Below are 21,339 nucleotides of genomic sequence, written 5' to 3'. Positions count from 1 at the left end.
AAAATAGCGCGGGTCGCGTCTTTGTCGCGGCCGATCTCAGCCGATCCCGAATAGCGTGTCGTAGAGCAGCTTGAAGTTGAGCACCAGGATGATGGCGGCGACCACCCAGGCGAGCGCCGCAACGCCGCGCGGGATGGCAAGGCTGCCCATCTTCTTCCTGTCAGAGACGAACTGGACCAGCGGGATTACCGCGAAGGGCAGTTGCATCGACAGGATCACCTGGCTGAACACCAGCAACTGGCCGGTGCCCTTTTCGCCGTAGAGCGCGGTGACGACCACCACGGGGATGATGGCGAGGCCGCGCGTCAGCAGGCGCCGCGCCCATTGCGGAATGCGCAGGCGCAGGAAGCCTTCCATGACGATCTGGCCGGCAAGCGTGGCGGTCACCGTCGAGTTCAGGCCGGAGGCGAGCAGCGCCACGGCAAACAGGATCGAGGCGATGCTCAGGCCGAGCAGCGGCGACAGCAGTTCGAAAGCCTGGCCAATCTCGGCGACGTCCTGGTGGCCGGTGTTGTGGAAGGCGACCGCCGACACGATCAGGATCGAGGCGTTGACGAACAGGGCCAGCATCAGGGCGATGGTCGAGTCCGTCGTTGCCCATTTGATGGCGTCGCGCTTGCCCTCGTCGGTGCGTTCATAGGCGCGGGTCTGCACGATTGAGGAGTGCAGATAGAGATTGTGCGGCATGACGGTGGCGCCGATGATGCCGATGGCGATGTAGAGCATCGCCGGATTGGTGACGATTTCGGATGACGGCACGAACATCGAATGCAGGATCGTGCCGGCTGGTGGCGCGGCGACGAAGATCTGGATGGCAAAGCAGCTGAAGATGATGATCAGAAGCGCGATGACGAAGGCTTCGAGATAGCGGAAGCCCTTGTTCATCAACAAAAGCACCAGGAAGGCGTCGAGCGCGGTGAGCATGGCGCCGCCGATCAGCGGAATGCCGAACAGGAGCTGCAGCGCGATCGCGGTGCCGATCACTTCGGCGAGGTCGCAGGCGATGATGGCGAGCTCGCAGGCGATCCACAGCACGAAGTTGACCGGACGCGGGTAGTAGGCGCGGCAGGCCTGGGCGAGGTCGCGGCCGGTGGCGATGCCGAGACGCGCGGCCAGCGCCTGCAGCAGGATCGCCATCAGGTTGGACAGCATGATGATGAACAGCAGCGTGTAGCCGAACTGGGCGCCGCCGGCGAGGTCGGTCGCCCAGTTGCCCGGGTCCATATAGCCGACCGAGACCATGTAGCCCGGCCCCATGAAGGCAAACAGGCGACGGAACCAGACGCCCGAATTCGGTACGGCGATCGAGGAATTGACCTCGCGCAGGCTTGGCTGCTCATCGCCTGGCCTGTCGAACCGCCACGTTGCTCTGGCTATGGCGGTGGCGTCGGTCTCGGACATGGCGAATTCCGCTTGATGCAATGGATGATGCCTCCTATCTATGCCACAGCTCAACATTATGCAATATGCTATATTTCATTGATCATGCTTTTGTGATGCGATCGATCGTGCTCCGACGCGGCGGCGATGCGGTTGCGCCTGGGCCCGAATGCAAATAAACGCCAGGATTGTCGGGGCCCGTGCTATGAATGCGGGCCGATTCAATCTTCGGGCAGCCAAGGAGGAGCGCATATTGGCGCTGAAGAACAGACCGGTCCCGCGTGAGCCGCTGCCCGATGCCGATGTCCATTCGGAAGGGTTCCGGCAGACGCGCGAAGCGCGCCGCAGCGCGCTGGTCGAGGACTATGTCGAGTTGATCGCCGACCTGATCGAGGACGGCAACGAGGCCCGCCAGGTCGACATCGCAGCCAGGCTGGGGGTCGCTCAACCGACAGTGGCCAAGATGCTGACCAGGCTGTGTGCCGACGGGCTGGTCTCCAGAAAGCCCTATCGCGGCGTGTTCCTCACCGAAGCCGGTCGCAAGGTCGCGGAAGAGAGCCGCATTCGCCACCAGACGGTGGAGGCTTTTTTGCGTTCGCTCGGCGTCAGCGCCGAGACGGCGCGCATCGATGCCGAGGGCATAGAGCACCATGTCAGCGCCGAGACACTGGAAGCGTTCCGCAAGGCGATGACGGCGGGCTAGGGACTTTGCCAAGACGCCGGCCCCGTTTCGCCGGCGATACCATAGACATTCCACAGTCGCGGCCAGAGCAGCGAGCCATCATGCCAGCACGGCCACGGCCGCGAAAAATGCTGTGACTTGGCGCAACCATTGAGATAATTGTTCATGAGGTGGAGCCGGCCTCGCGCCGGATCGACCAGTAAATTCGCAGCGCGGGGAGTTGCCATGCTCTGGAGAGGCCGTCGTCAGAGTGACAATGTCGAGGACCAGCGCAGCAGCGGCGGCGGCGGATTTGGTGGTGGCGGACCCGGCCAGTTCCGCATTCCGATCGGCGGCAGAAGCGGCGGCGGCATGTCGATCTCGACCATCATCATCCTCGTCGTGCTCTATTTCGGCCTGAAAGCCTTCGGCATCGATCCGATCCAGGTGCTGAGCGGCGGCGGTGGAGGCCTGCTGCCTGGCGGCGGCGAGATAACGGACAACAGCGGCAGCCAGGACGGCGGCACCGGTGCGCCGGCTTCCGACGAGATGAAGCAGTTCGTGGCAACCGTGCTGGCCGAGACCGAGGACACATGGACCGGCATTTTCAAGGCCAACGGACTGACCTATGAGGACCCTAAGCTGGTGCTGTTCAGCGGGCAGATCCGCTCGGCCTGCGGCTTCGCCTTGTCGGCGGCCGGACCGTTCTATTGCCCCGGCGACCACAAGGTCTATCTCGACATGACATTCTTCCAGCAGCTGGACCAGCAGTTCGGCGCCTCGGGCGAGTTCGCGCGGGCCTATGTGATCGCGCATGAGGTCGGCCATCACGTGCAGAATCTGACCGGCATCATGTCCAAATTCAACCAGATGCGGCAAAGCATGGGCGAGGCCGAAGCCAACCAGATGTCGGTGCGCGTCGAGCTTCAGGCCGACTGCTTCGCCGGCGTCTGGGCGCATTATACGGCGCAGAAGGGCATATTGGAGCAAGGCGATATGGAAAGCGCGCTCAATGCCGCCAGGCAGATCGGCGACGATACGCTGCAGAAGAAAATGCAGGGCTATGTAGTGCCGGAAAGCTTCAACCACGGCACGTCGGCGCAGCGGCAGACCTGGCTGGCGCGCGGCTACAAGAGCGGCAAGCTTTCCGACTGCGATACGTTCAACAACCCGATCTGAGCATCCGGTTCTTTCACGGGTGACCTGACGGCAAGGATGTCGTCAGGGGGTGTCAGGATGCGAACGTCCTGCTTGTTCCCTCATTGTTCCTGATGGCGGGCTCGCCTATAAGTGCCTCCGCCTGCGCGCCAGGCGCCGGGAAGGAGCAGACGAAACCATGATCGATCCCAAAACCGCCAAGCGGGGGCTTGCGCTCGTCTTCACGACGCTGCTCCTCGACATCATCGGATTCGGCATCATCATGCCGGTGCTGCCGGCCTATCTGCAAGAATTGACCGGCGTCGGCGTCTCGGAGGCGGCGATCGAGGGCGGATGGCTGTTCTTCGTCTATGCGGCCATGCAGTTCTTCTTCGCGCCCATCATGGGCGGGTTGAGCGACCGGTTCGGCCGGCGGCCGATCCTTCTCGCCTCCGTGCTGGCGTTTTCCATCGACAATCTGATCTGCGCCATAGCCTGGTCCTACCCGATGCTGTTCATCGGGCGCGTGCTGGCCGGCATTTCAGGCGCCAGCTATTCGACCACATCAGCCTTCATCGCCGACATCTCGAACGATGAGAACCGGGCCAAGAATTTCGGCCTGCTCGGCATCGCCTTCGGCGTCGGCTTCGTCATCGGGCCGGTCCTTGGCGGGCTGCTCGGCACCTTCGGGCCGCGCGTGCCGTTTTATTTCGCCGCCGGACTTGCCTTTGTGAACTTCCTGATCGCGCTGTTCCTGCTGCCCGAAACGCTCGATGAAAAGCACCGCCGGCGCTTCGAGTGGAAGCGCGCCAACCCAGTCGGCACGCTTCTGCAGATGCGCCAATATCAAGGCATTGGCTGGATCGGGCTCGTCTTCTTCCTGATGACGCTCGGCCACATGATGTATCCGGCGGTCTGGTCGTTCGTCTCCAACTATCGCTATGGCTGGAACGAGCAGCAGATCGGTTTTTCGCTCGGCGCTTTCGGCCTGTGCGGAGCCATCGTCATGGCAACGGTGCTGCCACGCATCATTCCCAGGCTTGGCGAGTGGAGGACGGCGGTGATCGGTCTGGCGTTCACGGCGCTCAGTGCTTTCGGCTACGCCTTCGCGACGCTGCGGTGATCGTCGTCGGCTGCCTGGAAGCGCTGGCCGACCCGCCGCTCAGGAGCCTCGCCGCCGCCAAGGTGCCGCCTTCGGCGCAGGGTGAATTACAAGGCGCGATGACGTCGATCTTCTCGATCACATCGATCGTCACGCCGCTGCTCTATACCGCGATTTTTTCCTGGTTCACCGGGCCAAGCGCGCCAGTGACCTTCGGCGGTGCGCCTTACCTGGTTGGCGCGGTTTTCCTAGTGCTGGCGCTCGTTGTCTTCGTTACGAAAGTGGCGAGGCCTGCGGCACTCGGAACCGTCACCAAAGGCGTCGCGGAAGATGGGGCACGAATATGAGGATCTGTCGGAACTAAGCCCGTTCGGCCAGCAGTTCCTCGCCGCGCTTTTCGCGGATCAGGTTGACGAAGCGGCGGAACAGATAATGCGAATCCTGCGGGCCGGGCGAGGCCTCGGGGTGGTGCTGGACCGAGAATACCGGCCGGCCTGTCAGCGCGATGCCGCAATTCGAGCCGTCGAACAGCGAGACATGGGTTTCCTCGACGCCTGACGGCAGCGAGTCGGCGTCGACGGCAAAGCCGTGGTTCATCGAGACGATCTCGACCTTGCCTGTAGTGTGGTCCTTGACCGGATGGTTGGCGCCGTGATGGCCCTGATGCATCTTGGCGGTCTTGCCGCCCAGCGCCAGCGCCAGCATCTGGTGGCCGAGGCAGATACCGAACACCGGAATCTCGGTCCTGAGCAGGTCCTGGATGACCGGCACGGCGTAGGCGCCGGTGGCTTCAGGGTCGCCGGGGCCGTTGGACAGGAAGATGCCGTCCGGCTGCATGGCGAGGATTTCCTCGGCGCCGGTCTTGGCCGGAACCACGGTCACCTTGGCACCAAGCCCCGCAAGCAGGCGCAGGATGTTGCGCTTGACGCCATAGTCGATGGCGACGACATGCATGGAGGGCTCGTCCTGTTCGCCAAAGCCCTCGTCCCACACCCAAGGCGTCTCGCGCCACACCGAGGACTGGCCTGACGTGACCTCCTTGGCGAGGTCGAGGCCGATCAGGCCGGACCACGCGGCGGCGCGGCGTTTCAGGTCGTCGAGTTCGAAGACGCCGTCGGTCGCATGCGCGATAACGGCGTTGGGCATGCCCTTTTCGCGGATCAACGCGGTCAACGCGCGGGTGTCGATGCCCGAGAGGGCGACGATGCCGCGCTTCTTCAGCCATTGATCGAGATGGCCGGCAGCGCGGTAGTTGGAGGGATTGGTGACATCGGCCTTGAACACGGCGCCGACGGCACCGGCGCGAGCAGCCGGATTGAGGTCCTCGACGTCTTCGCCGTTGGTGCCGATATTACCGACATGCGGGAAGGTGAAGGTGACGATCTGGCCGGCATAGGACGGATCGGTCAGGATCTCCTGATAGCCGGTAAGCGCGGTGTTGAAGCAGACCTCGGCGACCGCCGAACCCGTTGCGCCGAGACCGCGACCCTCAATGACGGTGCCGTCGGCCAGCACCAGCAATGCCGTCGGTTTCTCGGTGGCCCAAGCGGGGGTGGACGCGGTGTCGGCCATGGCGGCACTCCTATCAGGCCGCGCGCTTCAAACAGGCCCGGCGGGCTATTTGCGCGGCAAACGGCGCGGAGCGGCGAATTCGCTGCCTCCACGCACTCAAGCTTCAGTTCATGCAAGGCCCAGTACATAGGGGAAGGGGGCAGGTCGGTCAATGATGATGGGAAATGCCGCTACGATTTATTTCATTGAGCAATATCATAGGCTTGCCTCGACATATCAGGGTTTGCGTTGGTCCGCACCGGGCGCTATTGTCCGCGCCGACCGAAGGAGAGAGCACGATGCGCGCAAAAATCGCCGAATCCCTGAAGAGCGCGATGAAGGCGCAGGACAAGCACCGGCTGCCGACATTGCGGCTGATCCAAGCCGCCATCCACGATCGCGATATCGCCAATCGCGGTGCCGGCAAGGAACCGGCCAGCGACGAGGAGATCCTGCAGATCCTGGCCAAGATGGTGAAGCAGCGCGAAGAATCGGCCAAGGCCTTCGAAGACGGCAAGCGTCCGGAACTGGCCGCGCAGGAGCGCAGCGAGATGGAGATCATCCGCGATTTCCTGCCGACGCAGCTCGACGATGCCGCCATCACCGCCGCGGCGCGCGAGGCGATCGCGGCGACCGGTGCCGCCAGCCAGAAAGACATGGGCAAGGTGATCGCGGCGCTTAAGCAGAAATATGCCGGCCAGATGGATTTCGGCAAGGCAAGCGGCATCGTCAAGGGACTGCTGCAGTAGCCGGCGCGACCGTCGGTGCTTGCCTGCCCTATGGAACAACCTTCTGGGGCTCCAACGCGTGGCGCAATGCCGGCGCCTCCTGCTGGATATGATCCCACAAACGGTTGGCGACCGGCCCGTGGGGACGGTCGCGGCGGCGCGCCACCACCAGTTCGTCGGTGCGGCCCGGCATATGAGGGCCGGCGATGGACCGCAGGCGTCCATCACGCAGCTCCTCATCGATCAGGAAGCGTGGCAGGTGGCCCCAGCCGAGGCCCTGCAGGATGATCTCCTTCTTCATGCCCTGGTCGGCGACCAGGCATTGCGGCGCGCCTTCGACCATGAAGTAATCTTGTTGCGGTGAATGGCGGGCAGTGTCGCGCATCACGCATTGGGTGAGCGCCTGCATCTGGTCGGGTGTGATCGGCGGCTCGATGCGCTCCGGCAGAAAGCCCGGTGCCACCACGGGAATGAACGGCACCTTGCACAAGTCGATCCATTCCACCCGCGCATCGCCCTTGTCGATCCAGTGCAGGACCAGATCGGCCTCGTCGTCGAAAAGACGCTCCCAAGGGCCGCCGACGGCCTCGAAGTGCAGGTGCAGACGCGTGCCGGGACATTGCGCGAAGAACCGCCCGAGCAGGCCCAGCACCTGCGGTCGTGGGCAGAGGTCGCCGATCACCACATGAATTTCGCTTTCTTCGCCCATCGAGAGCTGGGCGGCATGCACGCGCAGGCCTTCCAGTTCGCGCAGCAGCGATTGCGCCCGGCGGTGGAACGACAGCCCGGCCTCGGTCGGGCGCACGCGATAGCCGCTGCGGTCCAGGAGAACGAGGTCGAGCTGCCGTTCCAGCTTGGCGACAGCGGCGAATACAGCCGGGTGTGAACGATGCAACAGGGCCGCCGCCGGCTGAAAGCCGCCGGTGCGGATCACGGCGTCGAAGCACTGCAGGTCGTGCAAGGTGAAGTCAGCCATGTCAGCTTTGATTACAGAGATTGTCCTGACTTTGTAATATCAACAAAACAACGACATGGCTACGCTCTGTCTCATTCAACCCTTCCAGAAGGATCTTTCATCATGAATGAGGCGAATTTCGTAACTGTTGGCGATGGCACGCGCATCGCCTACCGCTTCGACGGCGATGCGGCAAACCCGGTGCTGATGCTGTCGAACTCCATCGGCACCACACTGCATATGTGGGATGGACAGGTCGGCGAGCTGTCCAGGCATTTCCATCTTCTGCGCTATGATTTTCGCGGCCATGGCGGATCGAGCGTGCCGGCCGGCGCCTATTCGCTCGATCGGCTCGGCGGCGACGTGATCGAGCTGCTCGACGCGCTCGGCCTTGGCCGCGTGCATTTCCTCGGCCTGTCGCTGGGCGGCTTCGTCGGGCAATGGCTCGGCATCCACGCGCCGGAGCGGATCGACCGGCTGATCCTGAGCAACACCTCGTCGCATCTCGGACCGGCAAGCTATTTCGACGATCGCATTGCCGCCGTCCGGCAGGCGTCCGATATGGCAGATACCGCCGAAACGTTCCTCAACAACTGGTTCCCGGCAAAAATGGTGGCGGCCAACGAGCCCTTCATCGAGGAATTTCGCGCCATGCTGCTCACCATCGACCGACAAGGCCTGGCGGGCCTCTTTGCGGCGGTGCGCGACGCCGACCTTCGCCGCACCGTGGCGCTGATCTCGCGGCCGACGCTGGTGATCGCCGGCGAGCACGACACGGTGACGGCGGCCAGCCACAGCGAACTGATCGCCGCGGCGGTGCCCGGCGCGAAGCTGGTCGTCCTGCCGGCGGTTCACCTGTCGAATGTCGAATATCCATCCGGTTTCATGCAGGCGGTGTTCGATTTTCTGCGCTGAGGGATGCGATCCCGTAGACCCCGCATCCCCGGAGCCGGGACGGACCTCACGGCTCCTTGCAGATCGGCACCGGCTGCGGCGGCGGTGCCGGGTGGTCCTTCCTGTATTGGGCAATGATCGGCTCGAGCGTCTTTCGCGGCCAGAATTTCGGCGTGCCGATTTCCTTCAGGCAGGATGCGTTCCAATAGGGGCCAGCGTCCGACAGCGAACGGCCCGCCGCCACGATTTGCGCAACGGCGGCGATGTCGCGCGATTCAGGGTAGATGTAGAGCGTAGTCGGATTGTCCTTCACCATCGGGATGATCTGCCGCGCATCCGCCGCCGACCAACTGGTGCAGCCATTGCTGCGGCCGCCGGCATAATCCACCAGTTTGCCGAACGGCACGTAGCCGTCATGGTCGGCATGCGAGCTGGCCGGGTCTTTGCGAAGACACATTCCCTTCAGCACTTCCGCCGGATGCCCGCCGATCACGCGCTGCCTGGCGTTCGCGGCCTCGCCCTCGCCATCGAACTGCACGAAGGTACGCATGAAAGCCACGTCCTGCTTCGCTGCGGTGCGATAGTAGCCCTTGAACGAGGTTTTCGCCTCGCCGGTCATATAGGCGCCGCCGGCGGTCAGTGACGAATCCAGCGCATTGCCGAAGTTCTTCGCGCAGCGCTTGCCATTGGCGAAATCTGCGACGCCCTTCAGATTCCGGCCGCTGCCGTGGCCCGCCGAAACGGCGCGAAACGCCTGGCTGGCCTCGCAGATGATGTAATAACGGTGACCCAGTTTGTTGTTGCCCAGATCGCTAGGGCGCGTCGCATCCATGGCGAAGTAGCAGGGATTGTTAACGGCTCCTGCGCCGACTTTCTTCAGGTAAAGCGCTCGGGCCCGCTCCAGGACCACAGTTGAGATCTGGCCATCACCTTCGCCGACATGGGCCTGCAGCCAGGCCGGAATGGCCGAGGGCGCGGCAAAGGACCGTGCCGTCAAAGCGACGACAACGAGGAAGAGGCTGGCGACGACACCCAGCGGGATAGATCTCAACCGCACCAGACCCGTTCTCCTGTCGAAGCGTTTGTGTTTTGGCGGTGAATCACCCCGGCACGATCATAAATCGGCTTACGCCGGCCGGCGAAACACATCTTGTTCAGCATTCCCGGCACGTATGCGCGTTTTCGACCCGCCAGCATTAGGGTATTGTCTGATTCCGGCGCGCCCACGCCTCCTCCCTCCGTCGGGAAAGCATCATTCATGCGGGGCAATCCGATCATCGAACCGACTGTTCGAGCACCAGGCATAAGGAGGGGTTGCGAAGACTGCTCGCACCAGGAGGTTTGCGATGATTGCGCCCATTTACAATCTGAAGCGTCAAGCCAGGCTGTTGTCCCGCGAGGAGAAGATTCCGCTCCATCAGGCGCTTGACCGTATTGCAGCCCGCGAAGGTTTTGCGAGTTGGAGTCTGCTTGCGGCCAAGGCAGCCGAGACGACGGCCGCCGGCAGGCTGTTCTCGCGGCTGATGCCCGGCGACCTGGTTCTGGTCGGTGCGCGACCAGGCCACGGCAAGACGCTGATGAGCCTCGAACTCGCGGTCGAAGCCATGAAGCGTGGCCATCGCGGCGTGTTCTTCTCGTTGGAATACACGCATCGCGATGTGCTGGACCGGTTTCGCGCCATCGGGGCGGACCCCGCCCAGTTCGACCGATTGTTCGCGTTCGACACTTCCGATGGCATCAGCGCCGACTACATCGTCGAGGTGTTGGGATCGGCGGCGCGCGGGACGCTCGCTGTCATCGACTATCTGCAACTGCTCGACCAGAAACGGGACAATCCGGAGCTGATGGATCAGGTCCGCACGCTGAAAGCTTTTGCGCGTGACACGGGCGTGATCCTGGTCTTCATCTCGCAGATCGACCGCTCCTACGATCCGTCGACGAAGCCGCTTCCCGATCTGAATGACGTTCGGCTGCCGAACCCGTTGGATCTGTCGCTGTTCAGCAAGGCATGTTTCCTCAACAGGGGCGCGATCCGGTTCCAGCCCGCTTGAGCGTTCCAGTGGCCATCGCTATGCCTGCTTGCTTGCAAGGAAGCATGGATCATGATCGAAATCATCAAGCCCGGGCTCAAGCATCTGGCGTCCTACAAGGCTGCGCTCGAGCGCGGCTGGTCGCCCGACAATGTACGGCTCATGGAGGCAGCTCGCGAGCAGCTTGCCGCAATCGAGGAGGATCCGGCGGCGTTCCTGGCCAGCCTCGATGATCCCGAGGCCAAGGGGCCGCCGATCACCTTGCCTGACGGCAGACAGGTCCCGCGCCTGCCGGGCTTCAGGCGCTGGATGTGGGACGGCGAGACGTCAGGCTCGATCGGCCTGCGCTGGCAGAAGGGCACGTCGGCGCTGCCGCCGCACGTGCTTGGCCATATCGGCTACGCCGTGGTGCCGTGGAAACAGCGACGCGGCTACGCGACGGAAGCGCTGCGGCTTATGCTGGATGAGGCGAGGGCGGTCGGCCTGGCTCATGTCGACATCACCGCAAAACCTGGCAATCCGGCCTCGCACAAAGTGATCCTGGCCAACGGCGGCAGACTGGTCGAACGTTTCCTCGAAGATGCCGCCTATGGCGGAGCGGAGAGCCTGCGGTTCCGCATCGATCTGTAATGCGTTGGAGCTGCGCAGCCGCTGGGCGAGACATGACTGTTCATCGCGTCGTGCTTGCGCCGGTGGACGCCCGGATCAGGCATGATCGGTGGTGGATGTCCTGACGCGGATAATCTACTCAGCCGCTGCCGTCAGCGGTGGCGTGGCGTTGCTGCGCCACTCCCAGATGTGCGAGGCGAGCGCCACCGCGACTGCGACGAGCATCGCCACAGCGCCAAGCAGCGGCAGGCTGCGATAACCGTAACCGCCATTGAGCATGGCGGCACCGAGCGATGCCGCGAGCGCTATACCGATATTGAAGCCGGATGGGATCAGCGAGGAGGCCAGGTTCGAGGCATCCGCAGTCCAGGACAGGATGCGGGTCTGGATCGGCGTACCGATGGCAAAGTTGAGGCCGCCCCAGATGACGATCGCCACGACCATCGGCACGGGATAGGGGCTGACGGCATAGATCACCGCAAGCGTCACCGCCTGCAGGGCCAGCATGGTGATCAGCGAGGGCATCAGCTTCCAGTCGGCTAGCCTGCCGCCGAGGAAGACGCCAAGCGTGGCGCCGACGCCATTGAGCAAGAGCACCCAGGGCACCAGGTTCTCGTCGAGGCCGGTGATCTCAAGCAATGTCGGGGTGATGTAGGTGAACAGGCCGAACTGGCCGATCATCAGCATCAGCATCAGGATCAGCGAGGTCCAGACCTGCTGGCGGGCAAGCACGCGGACCTCGCGGGCGAGGCCGGCGGGTTTGGCCTGATAGCCTGCGGTGCGCGGCAAAAGGGCTGCCATGGCAAGCGTGGCCGCCACGCCCAATGCGCACATAACCCAGAAGGTCGCGCGCCAGCCCCAGATGTTGCCGATGGCAGTGCCCGCTGGCACGCCGATCACGTTGGAGACAGTGAGGCCCGACAGGATGACGGCCACCGCCATGCCGCGCTGGTCCCCGCGCACCAGCCCGACCGCAACCACCATGGCGACGCCGAAATAAGCGCCATGCGCGACTGCGACGGCAATGCGCAGAAGCAGCATCGAGGTGAAGTCGGGCGCCAGCGCGCAGGCCGCCTGACCGATGGTGAAGGCGACCGCGAGGCCGAGCAGCAAGGTTTTGCGCGGCAAGGACTTGGTGGCAAGTGCCAGAAGCGGACCGCCGATGGCGATGCCGCAGGCATAGCCGGAGACGAGATAGCCCGATGTCGGAACCGAAACGCCAAGCCCTTGCGCCACCTGCGGCAGCACGCCGGCGATGACGAATTCGGTGGTGCCGAAAGCGAAGGCAGCGATGAACAGGGCGATGAGCGGAAGCGACATGGCGGGAATTAAATCCTCGAATGCAGGCCTCAAACCACGGATGCGCGCTGCCGGCAATCCAGAAATTTTTGTCGCCGCTTTAGCTTTTCTTGATCTCCGGGTTCAAAATCTTGACCCCGGGTTCAGAACGGGGTCTTGCGTCCATAAGGAACCTTCAGCCATGCCCGCTCATGAAAATAATAGAGCAGCGACTTGGTGAAGACTTCTGTCACGCCGATGGCGGCCGCCAGCTTGACGCTTCCGGTCACCACCAGCGAGATGATCATCGTATCGATGGTGCCGGTCACGCGCCACGAAAGCGCCTTGGCGAAACTGCGCGAATGGGTGTCCATCGATCTCCTCCGAAAGCTTTGGCTGATATGCCTAGCCCGAGCGATGGAAACGCGGCAATGGCAATTTTGCCGCCGAAGGACCGACGCCATGCAATTCTGCCGCAATACAATTTTTTCGACAGAGTGCGGCGCTCTTCCTTCTGCCCTTGTTTGTTGGGAGGTGGCGTCGCAAAGCGAGGTGGGATGAGGTGTCTCAAAGAAGGGAGAGATGTCGTTGATCAGCTCGCCTTCAACCTGGATCCGCCGAGGAGGCCGCGTTCTTCCAGCACGGGATAGGCCATAGATGCCAGCAGCGAGTTGATCTGTTTGAGATCGCGGATGGTGTCGAGGTGGATCGAACTGGTCTCGACGCTTTTGGCAGTGCCTTCGCGCAGCCGCAGGAAATGGCTGGCGCTGGTCTCTTTTTCGGCGTCGCGCAGCCGTTCCTTCTCCAGCACCAATTGGCGAGCCGTCTCGGCATCGCGCGACACCAGCACGTTGAAGGCAAGCCGCGCATTGGCGAGCACCGAAGCGTGGAAGGCGCACAGCTCGCTCCAACCCTCGTCGGTGAATTCCAGTCCACGGTCGAACTTCTTCTTCACATGTACCAGCATGTTGCGCACGATGATGTCGCCGACCTGCTCCAGCTTGACGCAGGCGCCGATCAGTTCCTGGCAGCGCAACGCCTCGTCCTCGGTCAGCGGGTTCTTGGTGACCTTGGCGAGGTAGAGCTTGATCGCCGCGTGCTTGCGGTCGACGCGGTCGTCAAGGGCGGCCAGCGCCTTGATCTTGTCGGCATCGGCGCTCTCGTAGAGCTCGATGATGCGCTTGAGCATGATCTCGACCGTCTCGCAGACCCGCACCACCTCGCGGGTGGCATTGGCCAGCGCCTGGCTCGGCACGTCGAGCGCGCTTTCGTTGAGCGCCGAGAGTTCGACGACGTCGAGCGTGGCGGCTGGCGTCTTGGTGCCGAGCGCCACGATCTTCTCCGAGGCTCGGTAGACGAGACCCGCCAGCGGCAGGCCGGCGAGCAGGATCAGCACGTTGAACAGGATGTGGGCATTGACGATCTGGTCCGCTGCCGTCGCGCCAAGGAACGCGAAATGCGGCCTGAAGATCATGACCAGGATCAGCATGACCAGCGAGCCAAGCCCGCGCATCAAGAGGTTGCCGATCGGCACGACGCGCACTTCGGGGCCGGAGGAGCGGGTCAGCATGGGCGCGATGATCGACGAACCGAGATTGACGCCCAGGATGAGGACGACGCCGAGTTCGGGCGTGATCAGGCCGCGGCCCGCCAGCGTCGCCATCAACAGGACCGCGGCGATGCTCGACTGGAACAGCCAGGTGATCAGCGCCGCCAGTAGATAGGCGGTGATGGAATCGCCGGAGAAGTAATTGATGATGACCGGCATCAACTGGCTGTTGCGCAGCGGCTCGGATGCCTGACCGATCATTTCCAGCGACAGGATCAAAAGGCCGATGCCGACCAGGATGCGACCGGTCTGGCGCCAGTCGCGCCGCTCGGTGGCCATGAACATGACCGTGCCGGTGATCAGGCAAAGCGGCACCAGCAGCGTGAGATCGAAGGTGAGCAGCTTGACCACGAGAGCCGAACCGATCTCGGCGCCGCGGACGGCCAGTTGCCCGGCCGCGCCCGAGACAATGCCGGAGCCGGCGAAGGAGCCGACCAGCAGCGTGACGGCGGTGGAGCTCTGCAGCGCTATAGCGAGGCCGGTGCCGGCCAGCACCGCCATGACAGGATTGCGCATGGTGGCGCGCAGCTTGTGGCGCAGCACGTCGCCATAGGCGCGCTCGACGCCGGTCTTCACCATGCGCGTGGCAAACAGCATCAGCGCCACGGCGCCGGCCAGATGCAGGAGAACCACGGAGCCGCTCATTGCGGCGCACCGATACGGACAAGGCCGGCGACACGGGCAGCGCGGCGGTCGGGAGAAAGAGGAGGGGTGCGAATCATGATCATGACGTTGGCCGATAATAGCTCGAATATTTTAGCCGGATAATAAAAATTTGTCGATTTCAAGGGCTCTCCGCGCGCGACGGGGCGTGTCGGAGAATGGACGGATGCCGAAATGGTTGCATGAGCCTCGCCGCCTTGACGCGGCGGATCGGCCGGTGCTGCCGCCCGCCCTTCGCCCGGAATTTGCGAGGATGTTCAACCAATCGGCCTAAAGCTTCGGATTCATTACGGAATTGTAATGCTCATGTTCAGTTTCGGTTCATTCTTCGACGGCTATTTCTGCGGCATCGACAACCAAGGAGATTCCTTCATGAAGCGCATTGTTCTTTCCGGTCTTGCTTTCTCGATGCTGGCCGCCACGTCCCTGACGGGCCAGGCCGCACCGCTCAATGCGCCGGTCGCGCCGCAGTCGAACTATACCAATGTCGATTGGCAGAAGCCCACCAACCGGGATGTCAGGAAGCGCGTCATCCAGAAGCGCGTTATCCAGAAGCGTATCATTCAAAAGAAGGTCGTCGTGAAGCGGAACAACTGGCGCAATGGCCAGAAATATTCCGGCTGGCGGCAGCATCAGCCGGTCCGCGATTATGGTCGCTACGGCCTGCATCGTCCTGGCCGTGGCCAGGAATGGATCCGCGTCGGCAACGACTATGTGCTGGTCGGCGCCCTCTCCGGCATCATCTTTGGCGCCATCGCCGCGCAGTAAAGTCCCGATAGTGCCAGACTGGAGGAAGGGCGGCCCGCAACGGCCGCCTTTCCTTTTGCCCTGTGGAAACCGGGCATCGTCAGCATTAGGGGTCGCCGGACTTCGCGGGCATGATTATATGGGGGATAAACGAGTTCCCCGATGCGCTTTCCGCCCGCCTTCCTCGACGAGATACGCGACCGCGTGCCGATTTCGCAGGTCATCGGCCAGCGCGTCGCCTGGGATCGCAAGAAGACCAATGCGTCGCGCGGCGACTATTGGGCCTGCTGCCCGTTTCATGGCGAGAAGAGCCCGTCCTTCCATTGCGAGGACAAGAAGGGCCGCTATCATTGTTTCGGCTGCTCGGTCTCGGGCGATCACTTCAAGTTCCTGACCGAACTTGACGGACTGAGCTTTCCCGAGGCGGTCGAGAAGATCGCAGACATGGCCGGCGTGCCGATGCCGGTTCGCGACATGCAGGAGGAGCGGCGCGAGAAGGAACGCGCCAGCCTTACCGACGTCATGGAAATGGCGACTGCCTTTTTCCAGGAGCGGCTACAGGGCGCGGAGGGCGCCAAGGCCCGTGCGTATCTGCGCGACCGCGGACTGACGCCCGCGACGCAGCATGCTTTCCGGCTGGGCTATGCGCCCGACAGCCGCAATGCGCTGAAGGAGCATCTGGCCGCAAAGGGCGTGCCGAAGGCTGATATCGAGGCCTGTGGGCTGGTGCGCCATGGCGACGACATTCCGGTCTCCTATGACTGGTTCCGCGACCGCATCATGTTCCCGATTCCGGATTCGCGTGGCAAGATCATCGCTTTCGGTGGGCGAGCGCTGGCGCCGGATGCGCTCGCCAAATACATGAACTCGCCCGATACCGAGCTCTTCCACAAGGGCAACGTGCTCTACAATTTCGCCCGCGCGCGAAAAGCGCTGGCCAAGGGCGGCACGGTCATCGCCGTCGAAGGCTATATGGATGTCATCGCATTGGCGCAGGCCGGCTTCGAGAATGTCGTCGCGCCACTCGGCACGGCGCTTACCGAAAACCAGCTCGAACTGTTGTGGCGTATGGCCGCCGAGCCGGTGCTGTGCTTCGACGGCGACAAGGCCGGGCTGAAGGCCGCATGGCGGGCCGCCGACATGGTGCTGCCCGTAGTCCAAGCCGGGCGCACGGCGCGTTTCGCGCTGCTGCCGGAAGGCAAGGATCCCGACGACCTGGTCAAGGCGGAGGGGCCGGATGCCTTCCGCGCCGTGCTGGCGGAAGCGCGTCCTCTTGCCGATCTGTTATGGATGCGCGAGACGGCGGGCGGCGTCTTCGACACGCCGGAGCGGCGGGCCGAACTGGAGAAGCGGCTGCGCGAACTGACCAGCCGCATCCGTGATGAAAGCCTGCGATATCACTACCAGCAGGAGATGCGCGAGCGCGTGCTGAGCTTCTTCGGTTCTCAGCGCGCAACGCGGCAAGGTCGTCCGGACTGGAAACCGGGGCAGGGCAAGGCGCCCGCTCCCGGCGGACAATTCGCTAAAGCCGGCGGTGGTCGCATCGCCATCACGGAAAGTCTCGGCCAGTCGGCACTGGTCAAGCGCGGCAACGAAGGAATGTCGGTGCGCGAAGCGACGATCATCGTGGCACTGGTCAACCACCCGGCGCTGATCGACGAGAATTTCGCCCATGTCGAGTTCCTTGATCTCGCCAACCCCGAGCTGAGGCGGCTGCACGGTGCCATCCTCGACGCGATGGCACATGACATGGCCAATGACCGCCACGCCGTGGTGGCGACGATCGAGCGCGCCGGCTGCGCCGAGATCTGGGAGCGTGCCGTCGGCCTGATCAGGCGGGCGCGGCAGTGGCCGGCGCTGGAGACGGCAGCGCTCGAGGATGCCCGCGACGCTCTGAACCAGGCGCTGCACTTGCAGCGTAGCGCGCGCACCTTACATAAGGAGCTGAAACAGGCGGAAGCGGCGATGGATGCGGATCCTTCGGACGAGAATTTCCGCCATCTGATCGAAATTCAAGCGCAATTTCGGGATGTTCAAGCGACGGAAGCGCTGATCGAAGGTTTCGGTGTTTCGTCGGGCAGGGCTGGTCGGGCCTGAAGCATGGTTCCGAAAAGCGGGACCCGGTTTTCGGGAACGATCATACTCCAGCAGAAGAAAGGCGGAGCTCATTTCGGCCCGAGGGTTGGGACGGGCTCATGCCAGCAAGTGCAGGAATGACGGCGTTGTCATGGATCTTCTAGAGCCGGACCGCGCTAAGTCGGGTAATTGATTCGCTTTTTTCATGCGAATCATGCGAGAGGCGCTTGACCTTCCGGCAGAATGGCGGAATCAGGACGATTCGAAACGTTAACCCGCACCCGCGTCGACGGGAAAAGCAGCGATGTGAGGTCTTGGTCACTGGACAGGCAGCCAGCCTGCCACAGATATCAGGGTTAATCTGGACTTAATGCATGTCGCCCAAAAATGGAAACCGGTTTTGGGCGACGACAGGGCACCAACAAAGAGATGATGCAGTTATTGGCCCGGTGAAGCGCGTTGCAAAAGCGAGCCCAGCCGATTTGACCGGTCCGACAGCTTGCGCGGCCTCGATGTCGGGCCGCTAGGAGAAGATAAAGACTATGGCGACAAAGGAAAAGGAAGAGGTCGAGACCGAACGCGAAGGCGCCACCGATGGCCCTCTGCTCGACCTTTCCGATGATGCTGTCAAGAAGATGATCAAGGCCGCCAAGAAGCGCGGCTATGTCACCATGGACGAGCTGAATTCGGTGCTGCCCTCCGAGGAAGTGACCTCCGAGCAGATCGAGGACACGATGGCGATGCTGTCCGACATGGGCATCAACGTCGTCGAGGACGACGAGCAGGGCGAAGAGGCCGAGGCCGGCGACACCGCGGCGGATGCCGAGGAAGACGCCAACGAGCTGGCCGAGCAGACCGGCACCGCCGTCGCCGCCACAACCACGAAGAAAGAGCCGACCGACCGCACCGACGATCCGGTGCGCATGTACCTGCGCGAAATGGGTTCGGTCGAGTTGTTGTCGCGCGAGGGCGAAATCGCCATCGCCAAGCGCATCGAGGCCGGCCGCGAGACGATGATCGCGGGCCTGTGCGAAAGCCCGCTGACCTTCCAGGCCATCATCATCTGGCGCGACGAGCTCAACGAATCCAAGATCCTGCTGCGTGAGATCATCGACCTCGAAGCCACCTATGCCGGCCCCGAGGCCAAGCAGGCGCCGGTGGTGGAGCGCGTCGAGGAAGCGCCCAAGGTCGAGGAAAAGCCGCGCCGCGGACGCGACGATGAAGACGACATCACCAATGTCGGCGCCGACACGCGCGGCATCGGAGATGACGACGAGGAGGACGAGGACGAGGCCAGCCTGTCGCTGGCGGCAATGGAAGCCGAGCTGCGCCCGCAGGTCATGGAAACGCTCGACGTCATCGCCGACACCTACAAGAAGCTGCGCAAGCTGCAGGATCAGCAGGTCGAGAACCGGCTGGCCGCGGCCGGCACGCTGTCGCCCAGTCAGGACCGCCGCTTGAAGGAGCTGAAGGATCAGCTCATCAAGGCGGTGAAGTCGCTGTCGCTCAACACGGCGCGCATCGAGGCGCTCGTCGAGCAGCTCTACGACATCAACAAGCGCCTGGTGCAGAACGAGGGCAAGCTTCTGCGTCTCGCCGAAAGCTATGGCGTGCGCCGCGAGGAGTTCCTGAAGGAATATCAGGGCTCCGAGCTCGACCCGAACTGGACGCGCTCAATTGCCAATCTGACCTCGCGCGGCTGGAAGGAGTTCACCAAGAACGAGAAGGACGCGATCAGGGACCTGCGCGCCGAGATCCAGAATCTGGCCACGGAAACGGCCATCTCGATCCTGGAATTCCGCAAGATCGTCAACCAGGTGCAGAAGGGCGAGCGCGAAGCGGCTATCGCCAAGAAGGAAATGGTCGAGGCCAATCTGCGCCTCGTAATCTCCATCGCCAAGAAATACACCAATCGCGGCCTGCAGTTCCTTGACCTGATCCAGGAAGGCAATATCGGCCTTATGAAGGCCGTCGACAAATTCGAGTATCGCCGCGGCTACAAGTTCTCGACCTACGCGACATGGTGGATCAGGCAGGCGATCACGCGTTCGATCGCCGACCAGGCGCGCACCATCCGCATTCCGGTGCACATGATCGAGACGATCAACAAGATCGTGCGCACCTCGCGCCAGATGCTGCACGAGATCGGCCGCGAGCCGACGCCGGAGGAACTGGCCGAGAAGCTCGCAATGCCGCTCGAAAAAGTGCGCAAGGTGCTGAAGATCGCCAAGGAGCCGATCTCGCTCGAAACGCCGGTCGGCGACGAGGAGGATTCGCATCTGGGCGACTTCATCGAGGACAAGATGGCGATCCTGCCGATCGACGCGGCGATCCAGGCCAATCTGCGCGAGACCACCACGCGCGTGCTCGCCTCGCTGACGCCGCGCGAGGAGCGTGTGCTGCGCATGCGCTTCGGCATCGGCATGAACACCGACCATACGCTCGAGGAAGTCGGCCAGCAGTTCTCGGTCACCCGCGAGCGTATCCGCCAGATCGAAGCCAAGGCGTTGCGCAAGCTCAAGCACCCGAGCCGCTCGCGCAAGCTTAGAAGCTTCCTGGATAGCTGAGGCCTACCGATTGTGAAGAGATCAAGGGCGCCCATCGTGGCGCCCTTTTTCTTTGGCGCTCGCCATTGCGGCACGCGCCCTTAGGGAGGATAATTTCGTGTCGGATGCATTTTTCTGGGCGACAGCCCGGGAAGCCCGCCCCGGTCGAGGCCGTGTCGACATCGCCATGGCCTGAGCACCGTGCTCCGTGGCCCCGGAGGAGGCGTGCCATGACGACTTACATCATGCTGATGAACTGGACCGAGCAGGGCGCGAAGAACGTGCGCGAATCCCCCAAGCGCCTCGATGCCGCCAAGACGCAGCTGGGCGAGATGGGGGGATCGTTCAAGTCGTTCTACCTGACCATGGGCGAATTCGACATGGTGGCGGTGGTCGAAGCGCCCGACGATGCGGTGCTGGCGCGTTTCGCGCTGATGCTGGCCGCGGGCGGCAACGTCAAGTCACGGACCCTGAAGGCTTTCCCGGAGCTTGCTTACCGCGAGATCATCTCGTCGCTTGGATGATGCAAATCGGGACGTTCCGGAGCCGATGAGCAGGTGCCGGCTCGACGGCGCCTTGCGGCAAGACGGTGCGCTCCATCGTGATAGAGTGCAGCCAGCGGAGATCGCGATGAAGAAAGTTTCGATATTGGCTATCAGCCTTGCCGCGTGGTCGTCGATGCCGATCGATGCCCACACTGCCCCGCAAAAACCGGTCGGCATGTCCAATCCCGCATCGGTCCATTGCGGAGAGATCGGCGGGCGCCTGGTGATCAAGAAGGACAAGGCTGGCAATGAATATGGATTTTGCCGCTTGCCCAATCGGCGGCTGTGCGAAGAGTGGGAGCTGTTTCGCGACAACAAATGCGTCGGGCCGAAGACGGTGATGGGCCTGAAGTGATCGACAGCAGAACCAGGCCCTTGCTGACCGTCTGGTACAACACGCGCTGCCCGGTCTGTGATGCCGGAATTGCCAGGCAGAAGCGGCGGCTGATCGAGGCGATCAAGGCCGGGCGGATCGAATTTCGCGACATCAATCATGAACCGGAAGCCTTGGCCGGATTTGGCGCTTCGCTGGAAGACATCCGCCGCCGGCTGCACGCGACCGATGCTCAGGGCAGGCTGCTGGTCGGCGCCGATGTCGCCATCGCCGTGTGGGCGCTGACGCCGGGCGAGGGCTGGCTGGCAAAGCTGCTCGGCAACGCCCTTACGCTACCGCTCGCTCGCTTCGGCTACGACCGCTTCGCCGACCTGCTCTATGCCTGGAACCGGCGCAACGGCCGCTGGTAGCGCCGGCTACTCCAATCATGATGAACGCATGTTCGCGCGCGACCGACGGGTCGGCGTCCGACAGATGCTGTTCGCTTCCGGCCC

20 protein-coding genes and 1 pseudogene are annotated in these 21,339 nt (G+C 63.1%); 13 read left to right on the top strand and 8 right to left on the bottom strand.

Annotated elements, in window-relative coordinates:
* Positions 1–36: 36 nt before the first annotated feature.
* On the bottom strand, positions 37–1,401 hold the full coding sequence (locus FJ949_RS11830) for an Nramp family divalent metal transporter (protein ID WP_140495926.1): 1,365 nt from the start codon (positions 1,399–1,401) through the stop codon (positions 37–39).
* 232 nt (positions 1,402–1,633) lie between these two features.
* On the opposite strand from FJ949_RS11830, the gene mntR reads away from it, so the two are divergent.
* From mntR to FJ949_RS11815, 3 genes and pseudogenes are all read left to right on the top strand, one after another.
* The gene (gene mntR / locus FJ949_RS11825) at positions 1,634–2,083 is read left to right on the top strand and encodes a manganese-binding transcriptional regulator MntR (RefSeq protein ID WP_181165236.1); all 450 of its coding nucleotides are present in this window, start codon (positions 1,634–1,636) and stop codon (positions 2,081–2,083) included.
* A gap of 204 nt (positions 2,084–2,287) precedes the next feature.
* The gene (locus FJ949_RS11820; RefSeq protein WP_140495924.1) at positions 2,288–3,220 is read left to right on the top strand and encodes a neutral zinc metallopeptidase; all 933 of its coding nucleotides are present in this window, start codon (positions 2,288–2,290) and stop codon (positions 3,218–3,220) included.
* Between the two features lie 157 nt (positions 3,221–3,377).
* Positions 3,378–4,627 (top strand): annotated as a pseudogene (locus tag FJ949_RS11815) (TCR/Tet family MFS transporter).
* Positions 4,628–4,640: 13 nt separating this feature from the next.
* On the opposite strand, the gene carA reads toward FJ949_RS11815, so the two are convergent.
* Positions 4,641–5,852 carry a glutamine-hydrolyzing carbamoyl-phosphate synthase small subunit gene (gene carA, locus FJ949_RS11810; protein WP_140495923.1) on the bottom strand — a complete coding sequence of 404 codons (1,212 nt, stop codon included), beginning with the start codon at positions 5,850–5,852 and terminating at the stop codon, positions 4,641–4,643.
* 278 nt (positions 5,853–6,130) lie between these two features.
* Here carA and FJ949_RS11805 point away from each other — a divergent pair, with 278 nt between their 5' ends.
* Complete coding sequence (locus tag FJ949_RS11805) at positions 6,131–6,580, top strand: GatB/YqeY domain-containing protein (protein WP_140495922.1); 450 nt, start codon at positions 6,131–6,133, stop codon at positions 6,578–6,580.
* 28 nt (positions 6,581–6,608) lie between these two features.
* Here FJ949_RS11805 and FJ949_RS11800 read toward each other — a convergent pair whose 3' ends face one another.
* Positions 6,609–7,535, bottom strand: coding sequence for a LysR family transcriptional regulator (locus FJ949_RS11800; protein WP_140495921.1), 927 nt, complete (start codon positions 7,533–7,535; stop codon positions 6,609–6,611).
* Between the two features lie 102 nt (positions 7,536–7,637).
* Between FJ949_RS11800 and FJ949_RS11795 the strand changes: the two genes are divergently transcribed.
* On the top strand, positions 7,638–8,429 hold the full coding sequence (locus FJ949_RS11795) for an alpha/beta fold hydrolase (RefSeq protein ID WP_140495920.1): 792 nt from the start codon (positions 7,638–7,640) through the stop codon (positions 8,427–8,429).
* Positions 8,430–8,475: 46 nt separating this feature from the next.
* Here FJ949_RS11795 and FJ949_RS11790 read toward each other — a convergent pair whose 3' ends face one another.
* The gene (locus FJ949_RS11790; protein WP_140495919.1) at positions 8,476–9,465 is read right to left on the bottom strand and encodes a hypothetical protein; all 990 of its coding nucleotides are present in this window, start codon (positions 9,463–9,465) and stop codon (positions 8,476–8,478) included.
* Between the two features lie 289 nt (positions 9,466–9,754).
* On the opposite strand from FJ949_RS11790, the gene FJ949_RS11785 reads away from it, so the two are divergent.
* Both FJ949_RS11785 and FJ949_RS11780 read left to right on the top strand, forming a co-directional pair.
* The gene (locus tag FJ949_RS11785) at positions 9,755–10,459 is read left to right on the top strand and encodes a DNA helicase (protein ID WP_140495918.1); all 705 of its coding nucleotides are present in this window, start codon (positions 9,755–9,757) and stop codon (positions 10,457–10,459) included.
* A gap of 51 nt (positions 10,460–10,510) precedes the next feature.
* Positions 10,511–11,068, top strand: coding sequence for a GNAT family N-acetyltransferase (locus FJ949_RS11780; protein WP_140495917.1), 558 nt, complete (start codon positions 10,511–10,513; stop codon positions 11,066–11,068).
* 114 nt (positions 11,069–11,182) lie between these two features.
* On the opposite strand, the gene FJ949_RS11775 is transcribed toward FJ949_RS11780, so the two are convergent.
* The 4 genes from FJ949_RS11775 to FJ949_RS30320 form a co-directional block, all read right to left on the bottom strand.
* A complete protein-coding gene (locus tag FJ949_RS11775) occupies positions 11,183–12,367 on the bottom strand; it encodes an MFS transporter (protein ID WP_140495916.1) in 1,185 nt (394 codons plus the stop codon).
* Positions 12,368–12,489: 122 nt separating this feature from the next.
* Positions 12,490–12,699 carry a DUF2061 domain-containing protein gene (locus tag FJ949_RS11770; protein WP_140495915.1) on the bottom strand — a complete coding sequence of 70 codons (210 nt, stop codon included), beginning with the start codon at positions 12,697–12,699 and terminating at the stop codon, positions 12,490–12,492.
* A gap of 218 nt (positions 12,700–12,917) precedes the next feature.
* Positions 12,918–14,579: a Na/Pi cotransporter family protein gene (locus tag FJ949_RS11765; RefSeq protein ID WP_140495914.1), complete on the bottom strand. Its 1,662-nt coding sequence runs from the start codon at positions 14,577–14,579 to the stop codon at positions 12,918–12,920.
* Positions 14,576–14,722, bottom strand: a complete 147-nt coding sequence (locus FJ949_RS30320) for a hypothetical protein (protein ID WP_181165210.1) — start codon at positions 14,720–14,722, stop codon at positions 14,576–14,578. Before FJ949_RS30320 ends, FJ949_RS11765 begins: the two co-directional genes overlap by 4 nt.
* A 247-nt stretch (positions 14,723–14,969) precedes the next feature.
* On the opposite strand from FJ949_RS30320, the gene FJ949_RS11760 reads away from it, so the two are divergent.
* The 6 genes from FJ949_RS11760 (at position 14,970) to FJ949_RS11735 (ending at position 21,255) form a co-directional block, all read left to right on the top strand.
* On the top strand, positions 14,970–15,365 hold the full coding sequence (locus FJ949_RS11760) for an RcnB family protein (protein ID WP_140495913.1): 396 nt from the start codon (positions 14,970–14,972) through the stop codon (positions 15,363–15,365).
* Positions 15,366–15,506: 141 nt separating this feature from the next.
* Complete coding sequence (gene dnaG, locus FJ949_RS11755; RefSeq protein ID WP_140495912.1) at positions 15,507–17,441, top strand: DNA primase; 1,935 nt, start codon at positions 15,507–15,509, stop codon at positions 17,439–17,441.
* Positions 17,442–17,962: 521 nt separating this feature from the next.
* Positions 17,963–19,987, top strand: a complete 2,025-nt coding sequence (rpoD, locus tag FJ949_RS11750; protein ID WP_140495911.1) for an RNA polymerase sigma factor RpoD — start codon at positions 17,963–17,965, stop codon at positions 19,985–19,987.
* Positions 19,988–20,196: 209 nt separating this feature from the next.
* On the top strand, positions 20,197–20,490 hold the full coding sequence (locus FJ949_RS11745; RefSeq protein WP_140495910.1) for a GYD domain-containing protein: 294 nt from the start codon (positions 20,197–20,199) through the stop codon (positions 20,488–20,490).
* A gap of 106 nt (positions 20,491–20,596) precedes the next feature.
* Positions 20,597–20,866, top strand: a complete 270-nt coding sequence (locus tag FJ949_RS11740) for a DUF333 domain-containing protein (protein WP_140495909.1) — start codon at positions 20,597–20,599, stop codon at positions 20,864–20,866.
* A gap of 20 nt (positions 20,867–20,886) precedes the next feature.
* Positions 20,887–21,255: a DCC1-like thiol-disulfide oxidoreductase family protein gene (locus FJ949_RS11735; protein ID WP_140496404.1), complete on the top strand. Its 369-nt coding sequence runs from the start codon at positions 20,887–20,889 to the stop codon at positions 21,253–21,255.
* Positions 21,256–21,339 lie beyond the last annotated feature (84 nt).

It is taken from the genome of Mesorhizobium sp. B2-4-1 (assembly GCF_006442185.1).
Lineage (GTDB): Bacteria > Pseudomonadota > Alphaproteobacteria > Rhizobiales > Rhizobiaceae > Mesorhizobium.
This window is presented reverse-complemented; position numbering and strand designations above follow the sequence as displayed.

What these genes read in the sequence shown, in the direction of transcription:
- FJ949_RS11830 (WP_140495926.1), bottom strand. Translation starts at nt 1,401, where the DNA reads ATGTCCGAGACCGACGCCACCGCCATAGCCAGAGCAACGTGGCGGTTC.
- FJ949_RS11820 (WP_140495924.1), top strand. Translation starts at nt 2,288, where the DNA reads ATGCTCTGGAGAGGCCGTCGTCAGAGTGACAATGTCGAGGACCAGCGC.
- carA (WP_140495923.1), bottom strand. Translation starts at nt 5,852, where the DNA reads ATGGCCGACACCGCGTCCACCCCCGCTTGGGCCACCGAGAAACCGACG.
- FJ949_RS11805 (WP_140495922.1), top strand. Translation starts at nt 6,131, where the DNA reads ATGCGCGCAAAAATCGCCGAATCCCTGAAGAGCGCGATGAAGGCGCAG.
- FJ949_RS11800 (WP_140495921.1), bottom strand. Translation starts at nt 7,535, where the DNA reads ATGGCTGACTTCACCTTGCACGACCTGCAGTGCTTCGACGCCGTGATC.
- FJ949_RS11795 (WP_140495920.1), top strand. Translation starts at nt 7,638, where the DNA reads ATGAATGAGGCGAATTTCGTAACTGTTGGCGATGGCACGCGCATCGCC.
- FJ949_RS11785 (WP_140495918.1), top strand. Translation starts at nt 9,755, where the DNA reads ATGATTGCGCCCATTTACAATCTGAAGCGTCAAGCCAGGCTGTTGTCC.
- FJ949_RS11780 (WP_140495917.1), top strand. Translation starts at nt 10,511, where the DNA reads ATGATCGAAATCATCAAGCCCGGGCTCAAGCATCTGGCGTCCTACAAG.
- FJ949_RS11775 (WP_140495916.1), bottom strand. Translation starts at nt 12,367, where the DNA reads ATGTCGCTTCCGCTCATCGCCCTGTTCATCGCTGCCTTCGCTTTCGGC.
- FJ949_RS11770 (WP_140495915.1), bottom strand. Translation starts at nt 12,699, where the DNA reads ATGGACACCCATTCGCGCAGTTTCGCCAAGGCGCTTTCGTGGCGCGTG.
- FJ949_RS11765 (WP_140495914.1), bottom strand. Translation starts at nt 14,579, where the DNA reads ATGAGCGGCTCCGTGGTTCTCCTGCATCTGGCCGGCGCCGTGGCGCTG.
- FJ949_RS11760 (WP_140495913.1), top strand. Translation starts at nt 14,970, where the DNA reads ATGAAGCGCATTGTTCTTTCCGGTCTTGCTTTCTCGATGCTGGCCGCC.
- dnaG (WP_140495912.1), top strand. Translation starts at nt 15,507, where the DNA reads ATGCGCTTTCCGCCCGCCTTCCTCGACGAGATACGCGACCGCGTGCCG.
- rpoD (WP_140495911.1), top strand. Translation starts at nt 17,963, where the DNA reads ATGGCGACAAAGGAAAAGGAAGAGGTCGAGACCGAACGCGAAGGCGCC.
- FJ949_RS11745 (WP_140495910.1), top strand. Translation starts at nt 20,197, where the DNA reads ATGACGACTTACATCATGCTGATGAACTGGACCGAGCAGGGCGCGAAG.
- FJ949_RS11740 (WP_140495909.1), top strand. Translation starts at nt 20,597, where the DNA reads ATGAAGAAAGTTTCGATATTGGCTATCAGCCTTGCCGCGTGGTCGTCG.